Below are 20,977 nucleotides of genomic sequence, written 5' to 3' on the forward strand. Positions count from 1 at the left end.
TACGGCAACGTTACAGTGAGGGAGGAGACTCATGATGACACGCTTTCGCGCAGCAATTCTGGCTGCCGGTGTGGTACTGCCGCTCGGTGCGGCTCATGCCACGGATCTGGAAGTAACGCATTGGTGGACGTCCGGCGGGGAGGCTGCGGCGGTCGCGGAATTGGCCAAGGCGTTCGATGCGACCGGCAACAAATGGGTGGACGGCGCGATTGCCGGCTCGGGCGGCACGGCACGCCCCATCATGATCAGCCGCATCACCGGCGGCGACCCCATGGGCGCCACGCAGTTCAACCATGGCCGACAGGCCGAGGAACTGGTGCAGGCCGGCCTGATGCGCGACCTGACCGATGTCGCCACCGCTGAAAAGTGGAAAGAGGTCATCCGGCCGGCGAGCCTGCTCGACGCCTGCACGATCGACGGCAAGATCTATTGCGCACCCGTCAACATCCACTCCTGGCAGTGGCTGTGGCTCTCCAACGCGGCCTTCAAGACAGCCGGCGTGGAGGTGCCGAAGACCTGGGACGAATATGTCGCGGCGGCGCCCGCGCTGGAGAAGGCCGGCATCGTTCCGCTGGCACTCGGCGGTCAGGCCTGGCAGTCGGCCGGTCTGTTCGATGTGCTCCTGATTTCGCTGGGCGGCAAGGATCTCTATCTGAAGGTCTACAAGGACAAGGACGGGGAGACGGCCACGGGACCGGAGATCGCCAAGATCTTCAAGGCGGCGGACGATGCCCGCAAGATGGCCAAGGGCAGCAATGTCCAGGATTGGAACCAGGCCACCAACCTCGTCATCACCGGCAAGGCCGGCGGTCAGGTCATGGGCGACTGGGCGCAGGGCGAATTTCAGCTGGCCGACCAGAAGGCCGGCACGGACTACTCCTGCCTTCCGGGTCTCGGCATGAACGGCTTTCTCGCAACGGCCGGCGACGCCTTCTATTTCCCGCTCCTGAAGGACGAGGACAAATCGAAGGCGCAGGAAGCGCTCGCGAAGTCGCTGCTGGATCCAGCCACGCAGGTCGCCTTCAACCTGAAGAAGGGCTCGCTGCCCGTGCGCGGCGATGTCGATCTGTCGGCCACCAACGACTGCATGAAGAAGGGTCTTGATATCCTTGCCAAGGGCGACGTTGTTCAGGGTACGGACGAATTGCTCTCGGCCGACATCCAGAAGCAGAAGGAGGACCTGTTCTCCGAATTCTTCGCCAGCACCACGATGACCGTCGAAGACGCACAGACGCGTTGGGCCGGCATCATCGCCTCCGCCGAGTGATGAAGAGGTGGCGGCCTGTCGCCGTCACTATCCCCAACCAGCGATCACCCTCCGCATTCACCACCCGGGCCTCGACGAGGCCCGGGACCGCCCCGCCCTAGTCTCATGTTTGCCGCGCTCCGCCCATCAGGGAGAGCCACGAGGAGGCGCCTGCCGATGACGGTTCCAGCGACGACAGCTGCCCCACCGGCCCGGAAATCCACCCGGCCGAACCAGTATTTCCGCAATATGAGCGCGAAGATCGCGTCCATCCCGATGATCCTCACCGCCGTCGTCATCTTCGCGGGGGGCACACTCTGGACGGTGCTCTATTCCTTCACCAATTCGCGGCTGCTGCCACGCATGAGCTTCGTCGGCCTTGACCAGTACGAGCGCCTGTGGGCAGCACCCCGCTGGACGGTGTCGATCATCAATCTTGGTATCTACGGCATCTTCTCGCTGATCTTCAGCCTGCTGATCGGCTTTCTGCTGGCGGCGCTGATGGACCAGAAGATCCGGTTCGAGAACACCTTCCGCACGATCTTCCTCTATCCCTTCGCTCTCTCCTTCATCGTCACAGGTCTCGTCTGGCAGTGGATCCTCAATCCGGAATTCGGCATCCAGTCGGTCATCCGCTCGCTCGGCTGGACGTCCTTCCGCTTCGATCCGCTCTACGATCCCGCCCTCGTGATGTACGGCATCCTGATCGCCGCGCTCTGGCAGGGAACGGGCCTCGTCATGTGCCTGATGCTGGCCGGACTGCGCGGCATCGACGGGGAGATCTGGAAGGCCTCGCGCATCGACGGCATTCCCGCCTGGAAGACTTATCTCTTCATCGTCATCCCCATGATGCGGCCGGTCTTCATCACCACGCTCGTCATCATCGCCTCCGGCATCGTCAAGGTCTACGACCTCGTGGTGGCGCAGACCAGCGGCGGCCCGGGCATCGCATCCGAAGTGCCGGCGAAGTACGTCTACGACTACATGTTTCAGGCCCAGAACCTCGGTCAGGGCTTTGCAGCCTCCACCATGATGCTGCTGGCCGTCGCGATCATCATCATTCCCTGGGCCTATCTCGAATTCGGAGGACGCAAGCGTGGCTGATATCTCCTCCCTCAACACCACCGCCGTTGCCATCGACGCCGCCAAACCGCAATTGGCCGCCGGGCCCCGCGGCAAGCGCCCGGCGCGCGCCTTTTCCGGCACCAACATCATGGTCTACGGCACGCTGCTGGTGTTTGCCTGCTACTACCTGCTGCCGCTCTACGTGATGGTCGTGACCTCGCTGAAAGGCATGCCCGAGATCCGGCTTGGGAACATCTTCTCGCCCCCGGTCGAGATCACCTTCGAGCCCTGGGTGAAGGCCTGGTCGAGCGCCTGCACCGGCCTCAATTGCGACGGCCTGTCGCGCGGTTTCTGGAATTCGGTGCGCATCACGGTACCCTCGACCATCGCCTCCATCGCGCTCGCCTCGATCAATGGCTATGCGCTGGCCAACTGGCGCTTCAAGGGGTCGGAGACCTTCTTCATCGTCCTGATCATCGGGGCCTTCATTCCCTATCAGGTCATGATTTACCCGCTCGTCATCATCCTGCGCGAACTCGGCATCTACGGCTCGCTCACCGGCCTCATCATCGTCCATTCGATCTTCGGCATGCCGATCCTGACGCTGCTCTTCCGCAACTACTTCGTCTCGCTGCCCGAGGAGCTGTTCAAGGCGGCCCGCATCGACGGGGCAGGGTTCTGGATGATCTATTTCCGGATCATGTTGCCGATGTCGCTGCCGATCTTCGTGGTCGCGATGATCCTGCAGATCACCGGCATCTGGAACGACTTCCTGTTCGGCGTCGTGTTCACCCGCCCCGAATATTATCCGATCACCGTCCAGCTCAACAACATCGTCAATTCGGTGCAGGGCGTGAAGGAATACAACGTCAACATGGCCGCCACGCTGCTGACCGGCGCCGTTCCCCTCATCGTCTATTTCGTTTCCGGGCGCCTGTTTGTCCGCGGCATCGCCGCCGGCGCCGTGAAAGGCTGATCCTCATGACGTCAAGCGTTTCCATCCAGGATCTGTCGCTGAGCTTCGGCGCAGTCACCGTTCTCGAAAACCTCAATCTCGATATCCGCGACGGCGAGTTCCTCGTGCTGCTCGGTTCGTCCGGCTGCGGAAAATCGACCCTGCTCAACTGCATCGCCGGGCTTCTGGAAATCTCCGACGGGCAGATCTTCATCAAGGGCAAGAACGTCACCTGGGAGGAGCCCAAGGACCGCGGCATCGGCATGGTGTTCCAGTCCTATGCGCTCTACCCGCAGATGACCGTCGAAAAGAACCTGTCCTTCGGGCTCAAGGTCGCCAAGATGCCGCAGCCGGAGATCGACAAGCGCGTGGCCCGCGCCGCCGAGATCCTGCAGATCCAGCCACTCCTGAAGCGCAAGCCGGCCGAGCTTTCCGGCGGCCAGCGGCAGCGCGTCGCGATCGGGCGGGCCCTTGTGCGCGACGTCGATGTCTTCCTGTTCGACGAGCCGCTGTCAAACCTCGATGCGAAACTGCGCTCCGAACTGCGCGTCGAGATCAAGCGGCTGCACCAGTCGCTGAAGAACACCATGATCTACGTCACGCACGACCAGATCGAGGCGCTGACGCTCGCCGACCGCATCGCCGTCATGAAGAGCGGCGTCATCCAGCAACTGGCCGATCCGATGACGATCTATAACGCACCCGAAAACCTCTTCGTCGCCGGCTTCATCGGCTCGCCGTCGATGAACTTCTTTCGCGGCACGGTGGAGGAGAAGGGCGGCCGCAAGATCGTGCACGTCGGCGGCGTCGATTTCGCGATCGACGCCTATCCCGCCCGCGCGCCGATCCTCTCCGGCACCAACGTCGTGCTCGGCATCCGCCCGGAGCATGTGACGGTGGACGAGGTGCCGGCCGGCGGCGATGCGCATGCGGCGGTGGTCGATATCGAGGAGCCGATGGGCGCGGACAACCTTCTCTGGCTGAAGCTTGCCGGTCAGACCATGTCGGTGCGGATCGCCGGGTCGCGCCGCTACGCCCCGGGATCGCAGGTCCGCCTCGGCATCGACATGGGCATGGCGTCGATCTTCGATTCGGGCACGGAGCAGCGGTTGTGACGGGTAGGCGTTGCTGCTGCATTGCTGGAACCGTTGCCGGGCGCCGCAGCCCCTCACCCTAGCCCTCTCCCCGCCTGCGGGGAGAGGGGACGTGCCTCAAGGCCGCTCCGAGTCCCTTCTCCCCGCCAGCGGGGAGAAGGTGGCGGCAGCCGGATGAGGGGCCGCGACCTCGCAGCGAGTTGAGGGATTGCGGCCTTATCGCAGAACGAACCGAGCAAACATGACCAAGCAGAGACCCGAAATGACCAACACCGTCACCACCCACACCACCGATCTCTCCGGCACCTGGACACTGTCGAGCCTCAACGCGAAACACACCCTCACCATGCCGGTCCCCGGCGATGTCCACAGCGCGCTGCTCGCAGCCGGCATCATCCCGGATCCCTATGTCGGCCGCAACGAGGCCGACGTGCAGTGGGTGGCCGAACAGGACTGGGTGCTGGAGCGGACCTTCGACATCACAGATGCCGCCGCGACCGACAGCTGGTATCTCGACCTCGCCGGGCTCGACACGGTGGTGGATGTCTATCTCAATGACGCCCTCGTGCTCGAAGCCGACAACAGCTTCCGCCGCTACCGGCCGGACGTGACCGGCAAGCTCGTTCCCGGCACCAACCGGCTGAAACTTGTCATCAGATCCTCCGTGCGCGAGAGCGCCGAGCGGCAGGCGAAGCAACCGTTCTACATTCCCTATTCCACCGCCAATTCCCCCATCCCGAACGGCAGCATGCTGCGCAAGGTCCAGTGCCATTTCGGCTGGGACTGGAACATCGCCATCGCCCCCCTCGGCGTCTATGAGCCGCCGCTCCTCAAGCGGCTGGCGGAGGCGCGGGTCGAGCATGTGACGACGCGGCAGGACTGGCATCAGGACGGCTCGGTCGATCTCGTCGTCACCGCCGCGCTCTTCGCCACGAAAACCGGCCATGCCTCCGTCAGCTTCGATCTCGATGGCACCGTGCAGACGCTGGATGTCGATCTCGCCAGGGGCACGACCACCGTTGAGCATGTCTTCCCTGTCCGACAACCGAACCTCTGGTGGCCGGCCGGTAGCGGCGAGCAGGCGCTGTCGCGCCTCGTCGTTTCCGTCGGCGGCGATCGTGTCGAAAAGACCATCGGTTTTCGCAGAATCGAACTCCTGACCGATCCGGACGAGGCCGGCAGCCGCTTCGCCTTCCGCGTCAACGGCGTCGAGATCTTCTGCCGCGGAGCGAACTGGATCCCGGCCGATGCGCTGTTCTCGCGTGTGACGCAGGCCGGTGTCGAGGACCTGCTGCAGTCGGCGGTCGATGCACATATGAACATGATCCGCGTCTGGGGCGGCGGCTTCTACGAGCCGGACTGGTTCTACGACCTCTGCGACCGGCTGGGCCTCATGGTCTGGCAGGACTTCATGTTCGCCTGCAATCTCTATCCCTCGACCACGGATTTCCTCGACAACGTCGCCGCCGAAGTGGAGGATCAGGTGCGCCGCCTGTCGTCGCATCCCTCCATCGCGCTGTGGTGCGGCGACAACGAGCTCGTCGGCGCGCTGACGTGGTTCGAGGAGAGCCGGAGGGATCGCGACCGCTATCTCGTCTCTTACGACCGCCTGAACCGGACCATCGAGACCACGATGAAGAAGGCCGCGCCGGACCTGATCTGGTGGCCATCGAGCCCGGCCGTCGGTCCGCTCAACTTCGGGGACGCCTGGCACGCCGATGGCGCGGGCGACATGCACTACTGGTCGGTCTGGCACGAGAACAAGTCGTTCGACAACTACCGCACCGTGCGCCCGCGCTTCTGCTCGGAGTTCGGTTTTCAGTCCTACACATCCATGCCGGTGATCCATCAATTCGCCGCCGCTAAGGACCTCAACATCGCCTCGCCGGTGATGGAGAGCCACCAGAAGAATGCCGGGGGCAACGAGCGGATTGCGGGCACCATGTTCCGCTACTTCCGCTTTCCCAAGGATTTTTCGAGCTTCGTCTATCTCAGCCAGATCCAGCAGGGCCTCGCCATCAAGACGGCCGTGGAGTTCTGGCGGTCGCTCAAACCCCATTGCATGGGCACGCTCTACTGGCAGCTGAACGACACCTGGCCGGTCGCATCCTGGTCGAGCCTCGACTATGGCGGCAGCTGGAAAGCCATGCATTACATGGTGCGCCGCTTCTTCCAGCCGGTCGCCGTCGCCGCCATTCCGTCGGACGATGGGAAGACCATCGCGCTGTCGATGGTCAACGACACACGGGAAGCCGTCAGCATCGAGGTGCAGACGTTCCTCGTCTCGCTGTCGGGGGAGCGCCGCCCGCTGATGGCGGCGAGCGGTACTTGCCCGGCCGATCGCGCCGCAACGCTCGTGGAGCTTTCCGCTGCCGACATCCCGGAAGGCATGCTGCTGTTCTGGACCTTCGAGGCCTCGGACGGCGCGCGGGGCGAGGGGCATTACGTTCCCGGAACCTACAAGGCGCTCGATCTCGAACCGTCCGGCCTGCATCTGACGACGGCCAGCCAGGACGGTGGCATCGACGTCACCGTCTCCGCAAAGAGCCTCGCTCTCCACGTGATGATCGAGGCCGATGTCGCCGGGCGCTTCAGCGACAACGCCTTCGACCTCACCGCGGGGACAAGCCGCACGGTCCGCTTCACACCATCGACGCCGGGCGAGGGCCCGTCGCCGGTCTTCACCGTCTACGACCTGCAATCCTCGGCTGGTTGACGCTCCCCGACGGAGCCAGAGACCGACCCGCATTTCTAAAAAAGGACAGTTCCATGAGACCGCTCAGCTTCCAGCTCTACTCCGCCCGCAACTTTCCGCCGCTGTCCGATGCCCTGCATATCGTGGCCAAGGCCGGCTACGGCCACGTCGAAGGCTATGGTGCGCTCTATGGCGATCACGACGACAGCGCGGTGAAGGCGCTGAAAGCCGATCTCGACCGCAACGGGCTGACGATGCCGACCGGGCATTTCAGCCTCGACATGCTGGAGAGCCATCCGGAACGGGCCATCGAAGTGGCGAAGATGCTGGGCATCGCAACGATCTACTGCCCCTATGTCCTGCCCGAAAACCGTCCGACGGATGCGGCTGGCTGGAAGGCCTTCGGTGCCCGGCTGCAGAAGGCCGGAGAGAAAGTCCGGGCAGCCGGGCTCGGTTTCGGCTGGCACAATCACGACTTCGAATTCGCGGCCCTGCCGGACGGCACGGTGCCGATGGACCTGATCTTCGAAGGCGGTCCGGATCTCGAATGGGAAGCCGACATCGCCTGGGTGATCCGTGGAGGCGCCGATCCGCTGGCCTGGATCGACCGCTATGCGGGCAGGATCACCGCCGTTCACGTCAAAGACATCGCCCCGGCCGGCGAGAACACGGACGAGGACGGCTGGGCGGATGTCGGGCACGGAACGGTCGACTGGAAGGGGCTTTATGCCCGTCTCGCCTCGACACCGGCGAAGATCTACATCGTCGAGCACGACAATCCGAGCGATCTCGCCCGCCTTGCCGAACGCTCCATCGCCTCCATCAAGACCTTCTGACAGCACGACCTTTTCAAAGGAGCATACGTCATGACACAGGATCTCGGCGTCGGCATCATCGGATGCGGCAATATTTCCACCACCTATTTCCGGCTTGCGCCCCTGTTCAAGGGCATCGAAATCCGCGCCTGCGCGGACATCAATCCGGCTGCGGCCGAAGCGCGGGCCGGCGAGTACGGCGTCAAGGCTCAGTCGATCGACGAGCTGCTCGCCAACCCGGATATCGACATCGTCGTCAATCTGACCATTCCGGATGCGCATTTCCCCGTCTCCAAGCAGATCTTGGAAGCCGGCAAGCACGTCTACTCCGAAAAGCCGCTCGTGCTGACGCTGGAGCAGGGCGAGGCGCTTCGCGCCCTTGCGACATCGAAGGGCCTCACCGTCTGCTGTGCGCCGGATACGTTCCTTGGCGGCGCGCATCAGCTGGCCCGTGCCCAGGTCGATAGCGGCCGCATCGGCCGCGTCACCTCCGGCACCTGCCACGTCATGAGCCCCGGCATGGAGATGTGGCATCCCAACCCGGACTTCTTCTTTCTGCCGGGTGCAGGGCCGGTGCTCGATCTCGGACCCTATTACGTCGCCAACCTCATCAACCTCATCGGCCCGGTGAAGCGCGTCGCGGCTCTGGCATCCAAGGCGGCGAAGACCCGCACCATCTCGAGCGAGCCCCGCAAGGGCCAGGTCATCCCGGTGAAGACGCCGACGAACATTCATGCGCTTCTCGAATTCCACAGCGGTGCAACTGTGACGCTGACGGCGAGCTGGGATGTCTGGTCGCATCGCCACGGCAACATGGAGCTCTACGGCACTGAGGGCTCGCTCTATGTGCCGGACCCCAATTTCTTCGGCGGCAAGGTCGAGGTCAGCGGCAAGGGCAAGGAAATTTCGCCGCTCGAGCGCTGGGATCACCCGTTCTCCGTGGAGAATCAGGAGCACCCGCAGGGTCCGCTCGCCAATTATCGCACGGCCGGTCTCGCCGACATGGCGCAGGCCATTACCGAGGGCCGTGACCCGCGCTGCTCGCTGGAGCGCACGCTCCACGGCGTCGATGTCATGGTCTCGATCCTGAAGTCGGGCGACGAGGGACGGTTCGTGGACCTCACCACCACCTGCACCCAGCCGGCCCCGCTCGGCATCGAGGCGGCGCGGGCGCTGCTGCGGTAGACGGCAACACCTGCGGCCGCCCCTCATCCGGCTGCCGCCACCTTCTCCCCACCCGTGGGGAGAAGGGACGTGTGGCACCTCTTTCATCCCACGTCAAAACAACGAGCAGGGCGCGTCCCCTCTCCCCGCTCTTGCGGGGAGAGGGTTAGGGTGAGGGGCTGAGCACCCCCGATAAAAACAAAATCCGCGTGACGGTTCCTGCCGCCGGCGTTCTGCGATAGACCACGCCGACACCGACGAACGGAGGACAAGACAATGACCTGGCATCCCGCCGACACCCGCTACGACACGATGATCTACAACCGCTGCGGCCGCTCCGGCCTCAAGCTGCCGGCGATCTCCTTCGGGCTGTGGCACACCTTCGGCGAAACCACGCCGCATGCGCTGAAGCGCGAGATGTGCCAGACCGCCTTCGATCTCGGCATCACCCATTTCGACCTCGCCAACAATTACGGCCCGCCCTACGGCGCTGCCGAAACGGCCTTCGGCGAGATCTTCAAACAGGACTTCAAGCCTTATCGCGACGAGATGATCATTTCGTCCAAGGCCGGCTACGACATGTGGCCGGGTCCTTACGGCGAATGGGGCAGCCGCAAGTACCTGATCGCGTCCTGCGACCAGAGCCTGAAGCGCATGGGCCTCGACTATGTCGATATCTTCTACTCGCACCGCTTCGACCCCGAGACGCCGCTGGAAGAGACCTGCGGCGCGCTCGATCATATCGTCCGGTCCGGCCGGGCGCTCTATGTCGGCATCTCCTCCTACAACTCGCAGCGGACCCGCGAAGCGGCCGCGATTCTCAAGGACCTCGGCACGCCGCTTCTGATCCACCAGCCGAGCTACTCGATGATCAACCGCTGGGTCGAGGACGACGGGCTGCTGGATACGGTCGAGGATCTCGGCGTCGGTTCCATCGTGTTCTCACCACTGGCGCAGGGCATGCTGACGACGAAGTATCTGAACGGTATTCCCGGCGACAGCCGCGCTGCCCTGAACCACTATCTCAACCAGCGCCTCATCCGTCCCGAGGTCATCGACAACGTCCGCAAGCTCAACGAGATCGCCACCCGTCGCGGCCAGACGCTGGCGCAGATGGCGCTTGCCTGGGTGCTGCGCGGCGGCCGCGTGACCTCGGCGCTGATCGGCGCCAGCAAGACGTCGCAGATCGTGGATTGCGTCAAGGCGATCGACAATCTGTCGTTCACGGCCGAGGAACTGGCCGAGATCGACACCTATGCCCGCGAGGCCGACATCAACCTCTGGGCCAAGTCGGCCGAACTGGCCTGACGTTCAACGCTCTGCAAGCCGGCGCATTGCCGGCTTGCTCACTCTGCCCGGTTCAAGCCGGCGTTGTGGAAAACACGCGGGGACGCAGGATTTCCAGCGTTCCGCGCGCCGTCGTCCGGAAGGGGAACTCCGGCGCGGTGTCGAATTCAACATGCTGGCCGTCGGCGGTCACCGCAAGGATCCGCTTGGAATCCGGGCGGTCGATGACACGCAGGATGACGGCGGGGATGCCGGCGCCGTCCTCGCGCCAGATGACGTCGGCCGGTCGGAAGAACAGTTCCGCCGGACCGTCGGGCACGCCCGCCGCATCGAACAGGATCTCGTTGACGCTGGCGCGGCCGGCCGTCACCGTCGCCCTCAAGCGGTTGGCATCACCGAGGAAATTCATCACGAAGGCATTTTCGGGCGCGCGGCAGACCTCTTCCGGCGTGCCGGTCTGCACGATCCGGCCCTTGTCGAGGATGACGACGCGATCGGCGAGATCGAGCGCTTCGGCCTGATCGTGGGTAACGAAGAGCGTCGTGATGCCCAGTTCCTCGTGGATCTTGCGCAGCCAGCGGCGAAGGTCGCGCCGCACATTGGCGTCCAGCGCGCCGAAGGGTTCGTCGAGCAGCAGCACCTTCGGATCGACCGCGAGCGCCCGGGCGAGCGCCACGCGCTGGCGCTGGCCGCCGGAGATCTGCGCGGGGAAGCGATCCTTCAGTCCGTCGAGTTGGACCAGCCGGAGGAGATCGGCCACGCGCTCCGTGATTTCGGCCGTCGAGCGGCGGGTCTTGGAGACCTTCATGCCGAAAGCGATGTTCTCGCCGATCGTCATGTGCGGGAACAGCGCATAATGCTGGAACACGAAGCCGACGCCGCGGTTGCGGACCTCGATGTCGGTGGCGTTCTCCTCGCCAAAGAAGATCGCGCCCTCATCGGGATATTCGAGCCCTGCGACCATGCGCAGGATCGTCGTCTTGCCGGAGCCCGAGGGGCCGAGCAGGGCGACCAGTTCGCCGCTTTCGATCTCCAGCGAGACGCCATGGACGGCGCGGAAGGTGTCGAAGGTCTTGACGATCGTATCGAGGCGGATCTTCACGGCTTGGATATCCCCGGTTCAGTCGTTTCAAAGGTCGGACCCGCCAACGCGGGACGCCGGACGCGGCCGGCGCCGCGGCGCTCCAGCGCGACCTTGGCGATCAGCGTCACGATGGCAAGGCTTGCGAGAATCGAGGCGGCGGCGAAGGCGCCGACCGCGTTGTAGTCGTGGTAGAGCAGTTCAATGTGCAGCGGCAGCGTGTTGGTCTGGCCGCGGATATTGCCCGAGACGACCGAGACGGCGCCGAATTCCCCCATGACGCGGGAATTGCAGAGGATGACGCCGTAGAGCAGCGCCCATTTGATGTTGGGCAGCGTCACCGAGAAGAACGTCCGCCAGCCGCTGGCGCCGAGCGAGGTCGCGGCTTCCTCCAGATCCCGGCCCTGCGCCTGCATCAGCGGAATGAGTTCGCGGGCGGCGAAGGGTGCGGTGACGAAGAGGCTGGCCAGCACGATGCCGGGCAGAGCGAAGAGGATCTTCATGTCGGCCGATTGCAGCGTCTCGCCGAACAGGCCCTGAAGGCCGTAGACGAAGAGATAGGCGACACCGGCGACGATCGGTGAGACCGAGAAGGGGATCTCGATGACGACGAGCAGCAGGCGGCGTCCGGGGAAGTCGAACTTGGTGATGGCCCAGGCGGCGGCCACGCCGAAGATCGTGTTGATGGGCACGGCGATGAGTGCCGTCAGCGCCGTCATCCAGATGGCATGCACGGTGTCGCGGTCGGTGATCGATTTTGCGAAATACGCGGCACCCTTGGAGAACGCCTGCACGCCGATGATGGCGAGCGGGGCGACGATAACCAGCGCCACCAGCAGGAGAACGACCGCGATGAGGCTGTTGCGGAAGACCGGCTTTTCGCCGATGCGCGGCGGGCGACGGGTTTTCGTTTTGGTCATCGTTAGCCCTTCACCGTGTAGCGCAGGGCGCGGGTCTGCAGGATATTGGTGATTGCGAGCATTAGGAACGCGGCCATGAGCATGACGGAGGCGATGGCGGCGGAGGCGGGGTAGTCGTATTCCTCCAGCCGGATGAAGGCGAGGAGGGCGGTGATTTCCGTCTCGTAGGGCTGGTTGCCGGCGATGAAGATGATGGCACCGAACTCGCCGAGGCTGCGCGCAAAGGACAGCGACAGGCCGGCAAGGATGGCGGGGAAGAGCTGCGGCAGCAGCACCTTGGCGAAGATTTCGCTATCGCTCGCACCCAGTGTTTGTGCTGCCTCTTCCAGCGCGCCGTCGAGCTCTTCCAGCACCGGCTGCACCGTGCGCACGATGAAGGGCAGGCTGGTGAAGGCCATGGCGATGATGATGCCGAGGGGTGTGTAGGCGACCTTGAGCCCAAGCGTCGAGAGGGCACTGCCGAACCAGCCATTGCTGGCAAACAGTGTCGTCAGCGCGATGCCCGCCACCGCCGTCGGCAGCGCGAAGGGAAGATCAACCAGCGCATCGACGATGCGGCGGCCTGGAAAGCGATAGCGGACGATGACCCAGGCGAGCGCCATGCCGAAGACGAGGTTGAAGGCGGTCGCGGCGGCAGCGCAGAGCAGCGTCACGCGATAGCTGGCGACGGCGCGGTCGGACGAGATGATCGTCCAGTAATCGCCCGGACCGAGGCTGGCCGCCTTGAAGATCAGCGCGCCGAGCGGCAGCACCACGATCACGGCGACATAGACCAGCGTGATGCCGAGGGTCAGCGGCAAGCCGGGAAGAATGCGCCGAGCCAAGGCCGGTCCTCTTTCTTGTCAGGTCGCGTGGGCGGCGAAGGCCGTCCTGCGGTTGTTCACGGGCCGCAGCTTGGTCCTCACCGGTGACGATGGGGCAAGCTGCAAACGGATGGAAGCCGCGGGGGACGTCTTGTCCCGCCGCGGCTTCCGTTTTCCATAGATTGGCCCTGCGATCAACGGCTGCCGTAAAGTTTGTCGAGATGGCCGCCTTCGGCGAACTCTTCCTTCTTCACATTGGCCCACCCACCGAACACGTCTTCGACCTTGAGAAGGCGGATATCCGGGAACTGATCCTTGAATTTCGCCGCGACGGTTGCGTCGTTCACGCGGTTGCCGTTCTCGGCAAGAATGGTCTGGCCTTCGGGCGTGTAGAGGAAGTCGAGATAGGATTTCGCGAGATCGCGGGTCCCATGCTTGTCCACGACCTTGTCGACCACGGCGACCGGGAATTCCGCGAGCAGGCTGACGGAGGGGACGACGATATCGAACTTGTCCTCGCCGAATTCCTTGGCGATGCCCTTGGTCTCCGCCTCGAAGGTGATCAGCACGTCGCCGGTCTCGCGCTCGACGAAGGTGGTGGTGGCGGCGCGGCCGCCCGTGTCGAAGACGGGAACGTTATCGAACAGCTTGGCGATGAACGCGTCCACCTTGGCCGGGTCGTCCTTGAAGGTCTCCTTGGCGAAGGCGAGCGCTGCCAGATAGGTGTAGCGCGCATTGCCGGAGGTCTTGGGGTTGGGGAAGATGACCTTCACGTCGTCGCGAACGAGATCGTTCCAGTCCTTGATGCCCTTCGGGTTGCCCTCGCGCACGAGGAAGGCCGGGAAGGAATAATAGGGAGACGCGTTGTTCGGGAAATCCGTCTTCCAGTCGTCGGTGACGAAGCCGCCCTTCACCAAGGCGTCGATGTCGATGACCTGATTGAACGTGACGACATCGGCTTCCAGACCTTCCAGAACGGCGCGCGCCTGCTTGGATGATCCACCATGCGACTGATCGACGGTTACGCCGGGGTGCTTGGCGACGAAGGCTTCGTTGACCTTCTCGAACAGCTCGCGCGAAATATCGTAGGACGCGTTGAGCAGCTTGTCGTCGGCATGGGCGGAAGCGGTCAATGCGGCCAGGGCGGCACCGATCAGAAGGAAGCGTTTCATTCAAGTCTCCGGTAGGTTGATGGCGGTATCATAGGGTGGTGTCGCTGTGTGTCCGAGGTCGGCTATCTCAGGTTGTTCGACCATCCGGGAAAATTATTGCCGGGATGAGGGCCGGGGCAGAAAACCTGTCGTCGTCATTGGCATGTCTGCGGCATGTCTCCCTTTGCGGCGAAAGTCGAAGACCCCGGTCGCCGCCTCTGCTGGACACGGCGACCGGGGCGTGTAATCTGCCCTTCGGGCAAGCGGTTTTCGACAAGTAAACCGCCTCTGGGATCCGGCGTCTGCAAGGGCGCCCGCAGGGAGGACAGACCGGCATTCTACCGGCTGACTGCGACAGGAGGAGAGACAGAACATGGATCGTCGTTCATTTATTCGTCGAGCAGGGATTGGCGGCGCCGGAGCGGCCGCTGCGACCGTGCTGGCAGCACCTGCCATCGCCCAGACGACCCCGAAAGTCTCGTGGCGGCTGACCTCGTCCTTCCCGAAATCGCTCGACACGATCTATGGCGGCGCCGAGGTGATCGCGAAATATGTCTCCGAGGCGACGGACGGCAATTTCCAGATCCAGGTCTTTGCGGCCGGCGAGATCGTTCCCGGCCTGCAGGCGGCAGATGCCGCGTCATCCGGCACGGTCGAGGCCTGCCACACGGTTTCCTATTACTATTGGGGCAAGGACCCGGTCTGGGCGCTGGGCGCCGCCGTTCCCTTCGCGCTGAACGCCCGTGGCCATAATGCCTGGCAGTATCACGGCGGCGGCATCGACATGTTCAACGAGTTCCTCGCGCCGCAGGGTCTGGTCGCCTATCCCGGTGGCAATACCGGCGTTCAGATGGGCGGCTGGTTCCGCAAGGAAATCAAGACCGTCGCCGACCTGCAAGGCTTGAAGATGCGTGTCGGCGGCTTTGCCGGCAAGGTCATGCAGACCCTCGGCGTCGTGCCGCAGCAGATCGCCGGCGGCGACATCTATCCCTCGCTCGAAAAGGGTACGATCGACGCGGCGGAATGGGTCGGTCCCTATGACGACGAGAAGCTCGGCTTCTACAAGGTCGCGCCCTACTACTACTATCCCGGCTGGTGGGAAGGCGGCCCGACCGTCCACGCCATGTTCAACAAGACGGCCTTCGACGGCCTGCCGAAGGCCTACCAGTCGCTGCTGCGCACCGCCTGCCAGGCGGCGGATGCCAACATGCTGCAGAAGTACGACTACCTGAACCCTGCCGCGATCAAGCGGCTTGTCGCGTCCGGTGCGAAGCTCAGCCCGTTCAGCGCCGAAATCCTGTCCGCCTGCTTCGACGCCTCCAACAAGGTCTATGCCGACATGGAAGCGACGAACCCGGCCTTCAAGAAAATCTGGGGCTCGATCAAGGCCTTCCGTGCCGAGTTCTACCTCAACGCGCAGATCGCGGAATACAATTACGACACGTTCATGATGATCCAGCAGCGCAACGGCAAGCTCTGATCGGTTTTCACTGTTTCAAAGACCGCCGCCGGAGCCCGTTCTCAACCACGGGCTCCGGCGGTTTTCGTTTGCCAGTCTACCCCATGAAAAACGGCCGGGGATGAGCCCGGCCGTTCTGTCGTTTCGACCACGCCTATTTGAATGATGGCGGGGCACTGAGGTCGTTGGCGGGCGGTGCCGCGGGGTCGGCGGGTTTCGTGCCGTCCAGCGGGTTTCCGGGAGGAAGTTGCAGGCCGCCGGGGAGGCTCAAGCCCCCGCCATTGGTGCCGAAGCCGGGGACCTCGATCTTGATCGTGTTCGGGTCCACCACGGCGCCGTCACCCTTGTAGTGCATGACCATCTGCGGAAACATGATCGTCAGCGCCACCATGAGGATCTGGATGCAGACGAAGGGCACGGCACCCCAGTAGATCTGGCCGGTGGTCACCGGCGGCGTCATCTTGCCGGTGAGGCGGTCGAGATAGGGGATCTTCGGAGCGACCGAGCGCAGGTAGAACAGCGCGAAGCCGAAGGGCGGGTGCATGAAGCTCGTCTGCATGTTGATGCCGAGCAGGACACCGAACCAGATCAGGTCGATGCCGAGCTTGTCCGCCGCCGGTGCCAGCAGGGGCACGATGATGAAGGCGAGTTCGAAGAAATCGAGGAAGAAGGCGAGGAAGAAGACGAGCGCGTTGACCGCGATCAGGAACCCGGTTTCACCGCCCGGCATGCCCGTCAGCAGGTGTTCGACCCAGATGTGGCCGTTGACGCCGTAGAAGGTGAGCGAGAAGACGCGGGCGCCGATGAGAATGAAGAGCACGAAGGCCGACAGGCGTGTCGTGGCGGTCAGCGCCGAGCGGATCACCTCCATCGACAGGCGGCCCTTGGCGCCGGCCATGATGAGCGCGCCGACCGCACCCATGGCGCCGCCTTCCGTCGGCGTGGCGATGCCGAGGAAGATGGTGCCGAGCACGAGGAAGATCAGCGCCAGCGGCGGGATGAGGACGATGATGACCTGCTGGGCCAGCCGCGACATCATGTTGAGCTTCGTCGTGCGGTCGATGAGGGCGACCACGTAGATGAAGGCGACGCCGCAGGTGCCGCCGAGAATGTCGGCATCCGCCCCGTAGGTCGGTGACAGCATGACATGGGCGGCATAGGCGAAGGCGAAGGCCACCACGAGGGCGACGATAAGCGAGGTGACGCCGGAGCCGAGGGTGCGCGCCTCGAGCGGCAAAGCCGGCATGGCCTCGCGCTTCAGGAAGGACATCAGCAGGATATAGCCCATGTAGAGGCCGGTAAGGACGAGGCCGGGGATGAGCGCGCCGGCATACATGTCGCCGACCGAGCGGCCGAGCTGGTCGGCAAGGACGATGAGGACCAGCGAGGGCGGGATGATCTGCGCCAGGGTGCCGGATGCGGCGATGACGCCGGAGGCGAGGCTGCGGTCGTAGCCGTAGCGCAGCATGATCGGCAGCGAGATGAGGCCCATGGCGATGACCGAGGCCGCGACGACGCCGGTGGTGGCGGCCAGCAGCGCGCCGACGAAGATGACCGCATAGGCGAGGCCGCCGCGGACGGGGCCGAACAGCTGGCCGATCGTATCGAGCAGATCCTCCGCCATGCCGGATTTCTCCAGCACGATGCCCATGAAGGTGAAGAAGGGGATGGCGAGCAGCGTGTCGTTCGACATCACCCCCCAGAAGCGGTCCGGCAGGGCGTTGAGCAGCGGCCAGGACAGGTTGATGCTGTCCGAATAGGGGGCGAGTTCGACGCCGATGACGAAGAACAGGAGGCCGTTCGCGGCCAGCGAAAAGGCGACGGGGTAGCCGATCAGCATGAAGACGATCAGCGAGAGGAACATGATGGGCGCGAGGTTTTCGGCGATGAACTCGATCACGGGCGCACCTCCGGAGCGACATTAGACGGCGCGGTTTCCAGCGGCGCATGTGTCGGCACGTAAGGCGCGGGATCGTCGATGGCGCCGCGCATGATGGCGATCTTCTTGATGATCTCGGAAACGCCCTGGAAGGCCAGCAGAACAAAGCCAGCGAGGAGGATGGCCTTTGCCGGCCAGAGGATGAGGCCGCCGGCGCTGGAGGACATTTCGCCGGAGACGTAGCTCATGCGGACATAGGGGATGAGGTAGACGATCATCACGAGCACGAAGGGCATCAGGAACAGGAGGTGGCCGAGCAGGTCGATCCAGTGCTGCACCCGGCGCGAGAAGTTGCCGTAGACGACGTCGATGCGGATGTGCTCGTTCTGCTTCAGCGTGTAGGCGGCGGCCAGCATGAAGGCGGCGCCGAAGAGGTACCATTGCGCCTCGAGCCAGGCATTGGACGACATGTTGAAGGCTTTGCGGATGATCGCGTTGCCGGCGCTGACGAGCACGGCGACGAGGATGAGCCACGTCACGGACTTGCCGATGAACTCCGTCGTCGCATCGATCAGGCGGCTGAGGCCCAGCAATGGTGTCATGTCGATCTCCCCCTCTTAAAGCGTGTCGCGATTGCTCCGTACGCTTTAAGCTCCTGTTTTTTCGCATGTCGTTATCGCAAAACCGCTGCATACTTTTGCGCGACATGCTTCAGCCGCTCTCCCCAGCGGCCTTCCCTCGGCCACAGTGCCGATTTCGGCCGTGCTTTCAAGCGGTTTGGGCCGTTTCGCGCGGTGTTTGGCCGGGATGCGACCAAAGTCGCAGATGCGGCATGGCCGGCATCTGGAGGTCTCAAGTGCCAGCCTCTGTGCGGGAGGCTGCCCTAAAATTTCATGCGTTTGATGATGAATGACTTATAATATGCTGATATAGTTACGGAAATGTAATGTGCATCTTCATTTTCCGTTCATCATCCCGGGCCTAGTTTCCGGCTGTCTCGAAACACGAAGGACATGCCTCATGAAACGTCTCATCATCACCCTGCTCGCCACATCCTTCCTTGCCGCGCCCGGCGCTTTCGCCGCGCCGCAGGACCGGAACGACGGTGCCCGGGGCCGGACGGTCGAGCGGCATTCGACCACGACGATCAAGAAAACGGAGGTGCGCAAGAACCGCTGGGCCCGCGGCCACCGCCTGTCGCCTGCCGAACGCCGCCGCACCGCCGAGGTCCGCGACTACCGCCGTTACCGCCTGAACGCCCCGCCGCGTGGTCAGCGCTGGGTCAAGGTCGACAACGACTTCCTGCTCATCAGCGTCGCCACCGGCGTCATCGTCGGCCTCGCCTCCAGCCGGTAAGCCATGTTCGCCGCAGCTCTCTTTGCGGAGCTGCGGTGTTCCCTTTCAACGAAAACGTCCCTTCCGTTCGGGCAGCGCCGGCACATCGAACGATGCCGGCGGCAGCCTTAGTCTCGCCCTGTCGGCCATTCTCTCATACGCGGCTTCGAGGTGGAGACAGGATCGCTCGGCGTCGAACAAGGGCGCGGTGTCCCGGTTTGCGATCAGCCGTTGCTTGAGGTTCGCAATCTCTTCCGGATGTCTTGCAAGGGCGACCGCGTGATCGATCAGGGCCTGTTTGTCCGGGAGGACGAGGTCGGGCAGGCCGATCGCCGTCAGCAGGCTTTCGGAGACCCGCGACGCGAAATTTCTTCCCCGCAGGGTGATGACCGGAAGACCCGCCCAGAGCTGGTCGGATGTCGTCGTGTGCCCGTTATAGGGGAATGTGTCGAGGCCGAGGTCGGCTGCCTGCAGCCGGGCGATATGGCTCTCGTAATGCGCCTTGCCTGCAAAGACGATCTGCGTTTCCGCAACGCCCCGCGCCGCCATGGCCCGGGCGAAATTTTCGCGTGCGACACTGCCGTCGACGAGGACCCAGAGGAGGGCGTCCGGCACCTGGCGAAGGATGTCGGCCCAGATGTCGATCGTCTCGATCGTCATCTTCCGGGTCACGTTGAAGGCGGCGAAGACGAAGCGATCTTCTGGAAGGCCGAGTTCGGCGCGGGACGTTGGGTGTGGAAGAGCACGGTGGAACGGGTCGTTCGGCTGGTAGGTCTCGGGAAGGCGGCAGATCCGCTCGTGGTAGAAGGGTGCGGACGATGGCGGCGTGACGATTGGGTCGCCGATGACGTAATCGCAGTCGATGTTGGTGTTGCTGCCGGGGAAGCCGAGCCAGGACACCTGCACCGGTGCCACGTTTTCGTTGAGGATCGTGTTCCGGTTGCCGGCGGTCGAGCCCTTGAGATCGACCAGAATGTCGATGCCGTCGGCGCGAATTTTCTGCGCAGCTTGCCCGTCGCTCATGGCATGAATGGGAACGATGCGTCCCCAGAGCGTGCGATCGCAGGTCTCGGCCGTCGTGAATTGTTCGTGCGTATGGCAGTAGAGCGTGACGTCGAAGCGGTTGCGGTCGTGCAGGGTGAGGACGGCCTGCAGCAGGCGCATGGTGGCGTGGCCGCTCCAGAAGTCGCTGGAGAGGTAGCCGATCCGCAGCGGTTGCGTGCCGCGTTTCCGGCTCATGCGGGGGCGGGCGGCGACGGCGGGTTTCGAGCGGTTGCGGGCCGGGGTGCCGTTGGTCGCAAGCCGGTTCAGGCGTTCGTTGTCGCAATGGAGCAGGTTGGCGTAGGGCGTTTCGCCCTGGAGGAGCGGCGGTGTCGAGGTTGCCGTGTCCCAGGAGGCCTTCTCCCAGCGGCTTTCCAGATCGGCCAGGGCCTCGTAATCGCAGAAGTCCCGTGCGATCGCCATATAGGTTGCCTGCGCGTAGGGATCATCTGCCTTCAGGTTCGCCAGCTTGCGAAAGACGGTGAGCACGGCGGGGTCGCGGTCTTCGCCGGCATAGAGGTTTGCGGCGAGATGGATGTGGGCGGGGTCGTCGCTCTCGACCAGAGCCGCCCGGACGAGGTTCGCCGCTTCGGGGTCGCCGGAGCGTATGAAGGTGGAGGCGACGAGGGCTGCGACATTCGCGTTATCGGGCTGCAGCAGGAACAGCCGCATTCCGTAGAGCAGGGCTCGTGCATCGTCCCCCGCGGCGACGGCCGAGGCGGCGGCACGCTTCAGGGCTTCGGGTGTCGGATCGAGATCGACGGCGCGACCGAAGAGATCGAGCGCATCCTTTTCCAGGCCAAGCTTCTGGAAGGTCCGGCCGAGAAGGGTCAGCACGCCGGCATCCGCGCCGTCATCGACCATGCTGTTCAAAAGCGTGAGAGCGGCGCTGTAGTCGCCGCTCTCGTAAGCCTCGGTCGCGGTCGCCAATCGTCCCGTCATAGCATCACGCCTGTCTGTCATTGATACCGGGATGATGGGGAAGCG

General features: G+C 63.9%; 17 protein-coding genes. 10 read left to right on the top strand and 7 right to left on the bottom strand.

The window, feature by feature from the left end; genetic code table 11:
* Nucleotides 1–31 precede the first annotated feature (31 nt).
* The 8 genes from G8E10_RS22580 to mgrA all read left to right on the top strand — a co-directional run bounded on the left by G8E10_RS22580 (nt 32) and on the right by mgrA (nt 10,342).
* The gene (locus G8E10_RS22580; RefSeq protein ID WP_132710391.1) at nt 32–1,267 is read left to right on the top strand and encodes an ABC transporter substrate-binding protein; all 1,236 of its coding nucleotides are present in this window, start codon (nt 32–34) and stop codon (nt 1,265–1,267) included.
* A 156-nt stretch (nt 1,268–1,423) separates the two neighbouring features.
* Nucleotides 1,424–2,350, top strand: coding sequence for a carbohydrate ABC transporter permease (locus G8E10_RS22585; protein ID WP_167130771.1), 927 nt, complete (start codon nt 1,424–1,426; stop codon nt 2,348–2,350).
* Complete coding sequence (locus G8E10_RS22590) at nt 2,343–3,287, top strand: ABC transporter permease subunit (RefSeq protein WP_167130772.1); 945 nt, start codon at nt 2,343–2,345, stop codon at nt 3,285–3,287. Before G8E10_RS22585 ends, G8E10_RS22590 begins: the two co-directional genes overlap by 8 nt.
* A 5-nt stretch (nt 3,288–3,292) precedes the next feature.
* Nucleotides 3,293–4,381, top strand: coding sequence for an ABC transporter ATP-binding protein (locus tag G8E10_RS22595; RefSeq protein ID WP_110799087.1), 1,089 nt, complete (start codon nt 3,293–3,295; stop codon nt 4,379–4,381).
* 220 nt (nt 4,382–4,601) lie between these two features.
* A complete protein-coding gene (locus G8E10_RS22600) occupies nt 4,602–7,076 on the top strand; it encodes a glycoside hydrolase family 2 protein (protein ID WP_281517752.1) in 2,475 nt (824 codons plus the stop codon).
* Nucleotides 7,077–7,129: 53 nt separating this feature from the next.
* The gene (locus G8E10_RS22605) at nt 7,130–7,891 is read left to right on the top strand and encodes a sugar phosphate isomerase/epimerase family protein (RefSeq protein ID WP_167130773.1); all 762 of its coding nucleotides are present in this window, start codon (nt 7,130–7,132) and stop codon (nt 7,889–7,891) included.
* Nucleotides 7,892–7,921: 30 nt separating this feature from the next.
* Nucleotides 7,922–9,055 (top strand): Gfo/Idh/MocA family protein, encoded by a 1,134-nt coding sequence (locus tag G8E10_RS22610; protein ID WP_132441776.1) that lies wholly within the window; start codon nt 7,922–7,924, stop codon nt 9,053–9,055.
* Nucleotides 9,056–9,310: 255 nt separating this feature from the next.
* On the top strand, nt 9,311–10,342 hold the full coding sequence (mgrA, locus tag G8E10_RS22615) for an L-glyceraldehyde 3-phosphate reductase (RefSeq protein WP_110799084.1): 1,032 nt from the start codon (nt 9,311–9,313) through the stop codon (nt 10,340–10,342).
* A gap of 52 nt (nt 10,343–10,394) precedes the next feature.
* Here the strand turns inward: mgrA and G8E10_RS22620 are convergent, their stop codons facing one another.
* From G8E10_RS22620 to G8E10_RS22635, 4 genes are all read right to left on the bottom strand, one after another.
* Complete coding sequence (locus G8E10_RS22620; RefSeq protein WP_167130774.1) at nt 10,395–11,423, bottom strand: sulfate ABC transporter ATP-binding protein; 1,029 nt, start codon at nt 11,421–11,423, stop codon at nt 10,395–10,397.
* Nucleotides 11,420–12,322 carry a sulfate ABC transporter permease subunit CysW gene (gene cysW, locus G8E10_RS22625; RefSeq protein ID WP_167130775.1) on the bottom strand — a complete coding sequence of 301 codons (903 nt, stop codon included), beginning with the start codon at nt 12,320–12,322 and terminating at the stop codon, nt 11,420–11,422. Before cysW ends, G8E10_RS22620 begins: the two co-directional genes overlap by 4 nt.
* 2 nt (nt 12,323–12,324) lie before the next feature.
* Nucleotides 12,325–13,146, bottom strand: a complete 822-nt coding sequence (cysT, locus tag G8E10_RS22630; RefSeq protein WP_167130776.1) for a sulfate ABC transporter permease subunit CysT — start codon at nt 13,144–13,146, stop codon at nt 12,325–12,327.
* A 173-nt stretch (nt 13,147–13,319) separates the two neighbouring features.
* Nucleotides 13,320–14,297: a sulfate ABC transporter substrate-binding protein gene (locus G8E10_RS22635; protein WP_110807527.1), complete on the bottom strand. Its 978-nt coding sequence runs from the start codon at nt 14,295–14,297 to the stop codon at nt 13,320–13,322.
* Nucleotides 14,298–14,649: 352 nt separating this feature from the next.
* Between G8E10_RS22635 and G8E10_RS22640 the strand changes: the two genes are divergently transcribed.
* Nucleotides 14,650–15,756 (top strand): TRAP transporter substrate-binding protein, encoded by a 1,107-nt coding sequence (locus tag G8E10_RS22640; RefSeq protein ID WP_167130777.1) that lies wholly within the window; start codon nt 14,650–14,652, stop codon nt 15,754–15,756.
* 133 nt (nt 15,757–15,889) lie between these two features.
* On the opposite strand, the gene G8E10_RS22645 is transcribed toward G8E10_RS22640, so the two are convergent.
* Nucleotides 15,890–17,635, bottom strand: a complete 1,746-nt coding sequence (locus G8E10_RS22645) for a TRAP transporter large permease subunit (protein ID WP_167130778.1) — start codon at nt 17,633–17,635, stop codon at nt 15,890–15,892.
* On the bottom strand, nt 17,632–18,216 hold the full coding sequence (locus G8E10_RS22650; RefSeq protein WP_167130779.1) for a TRAP transporter small permease subunit: 585 nt from the start codon (nt 18,214–18,216) through the stop codon (nt 17,632–17,634). Before G8E10_RS22650 ends, G8E10_RS22645 begins: the two co-directional genes overlap by 4 nt.
* 418 nt (nt 18,217–18,634) lie before the next feature.
* Between G8E10_RS22650 and G8E10_RS22655 the strand changes: the two genes are divergently transcribed.
* Nucleotides 18,635–18,970 carry an RcnB family protein gene (locus G8E10_RS22655; RefSeq protein ID WP_110799077.1) on the top strand — a complete coding sequence of 112 codons (336 nt, stop codon included), beginning with the start codon at nt 18,635–18,637 and terminating at the stop codon, nt 18,968–18,970.
* Nucleotides 18,971–19,015: 45 nt separating this feature from the next.
* Here G8E10_RS22655 and G8E10_RS22660 read toward each other — a convergent pair whose 3' ends face one another.
* The gene (locus tag G8E10_RS22660; protein ID WP_146236019.1) at nt 19,016–20,932 is read right to left on the bottom strand and encodes an O-linked N-acetylglucosamine transferase, SPINDLY family protein; all 1,917 of its coding nucleotides are present in this window, start codon (nt 20,930–20,932) and stop codon (nt 19,016–19,018) included.
* Nucleotides 20,933–20,977: the final 45 nt, after the last annotated feature.

The organism is Ferranicluibacter rubi, assembly GCF_011603255.1.
GTDB lineage: Bacteria > Pseudomonadota > Alphaproteobacteria > Rhizobiales > Rhizobiaceae > Ferranicluibacter > Ferranicluibacter rubi.

What these genes read in the sequence shown, in the direction of transcription:
- G8E10_RS22610 (WP_132441776.1), top strand. Translation starts at nt 7,922, where the DNA reads ATGACACAGGATCTCGGCGTCGGCATCATCGGATGCGGCAATATTTCC.
- G8E10_RS22635 (WP_110807527.1), bottom strand. Translation starts at nt 14,297, where the DNA reads ATGAAACGCTTCCTTCTGATCGGTGCCGCCCTGGCCGCATTGACCGCT.
- cysW (WP_167130775.1), bottom strand. Translation starts at nt 12,322, where the DNA reads ATGACCAAAACGAAAACCCGTCGCCCGCCGCGCATCGGCGAAAAGCCG.
- G8E10_RS22655 (WP_110799077.1), top strand. Translation starts at nt 18,635, where the DNA reads ATGAAACGTCTCATCATCACCCTGCTCGCCACATCCTTCCTTGCCGCG.
- G8E10_RS22595 (WP_110799087.1), top strand. Translation starts at nt 3,293, where the DNA reads ATGACGTCAAGCGTTTCCATCCAGGATCTGTCGCTGAGCTTCGGCGCA.
- G8E10_RS22600 (WP_281517752.1), top strand. Translation starts at nt 4,602, where the DNA reads ATGACCAAGCAGAGACCCGAAATGACCAACACCGTCACCACCCACACC.
- G8E10_RS22650 (WP_167130779.1), bottom strand. Translation starts at nt 18,216, where the DNA reads ATGACACCATTGCTGGGCCTCAGCCGCCTGATCGATGCGACGACGGAG.
- G8E10_RS22605 (WP_167130773.1), top strand. Translation starts at nt 7,130, where the DNA reads ATGAGACCGCTCAGCTTCCAGCTCTACTCCGCCCGCAACTTTCCGCCG.
- G8E10_RS22580 (WP_132710391.1), top strand. Translation starts at nt 32, where the DNA reads ATGATGACACGCTTTCGCGCAGCAATTCTGGCTGCCGGTGTGGTACTG.
- G8E10_RS22585 (WP_167130771.1), top strand. Translation starts at nt 1,424, where the DNA reads ATGACGGTTCCAGCGACGACAGCTGCCCCACCGGCCCGGAAATCCACC.
- G8E10_RS22640 (WP_167130777.1), top strand. Translation starts at nt 14,650, where the DNA reads ATGGATCGTCGTTCATTTATTCGTCGAGCAGGGATTGGCGGCGCCGGA.
- G8E10_RS22660 (WP_146236019.1), bottom strand. Translation starts at nt 20,932, where the DNA reads ATGACGGGACGATTGGCGACCGCGACCGAGGCTTACGAGAGCGGCGAC.
- mgrA (WP_110799084.1), top strand. Translation starts at nt 9,311, where the DNA reads ATGACCTGGCATCCCGCCGACACCCGCTACGACACGATGATCTACAAC.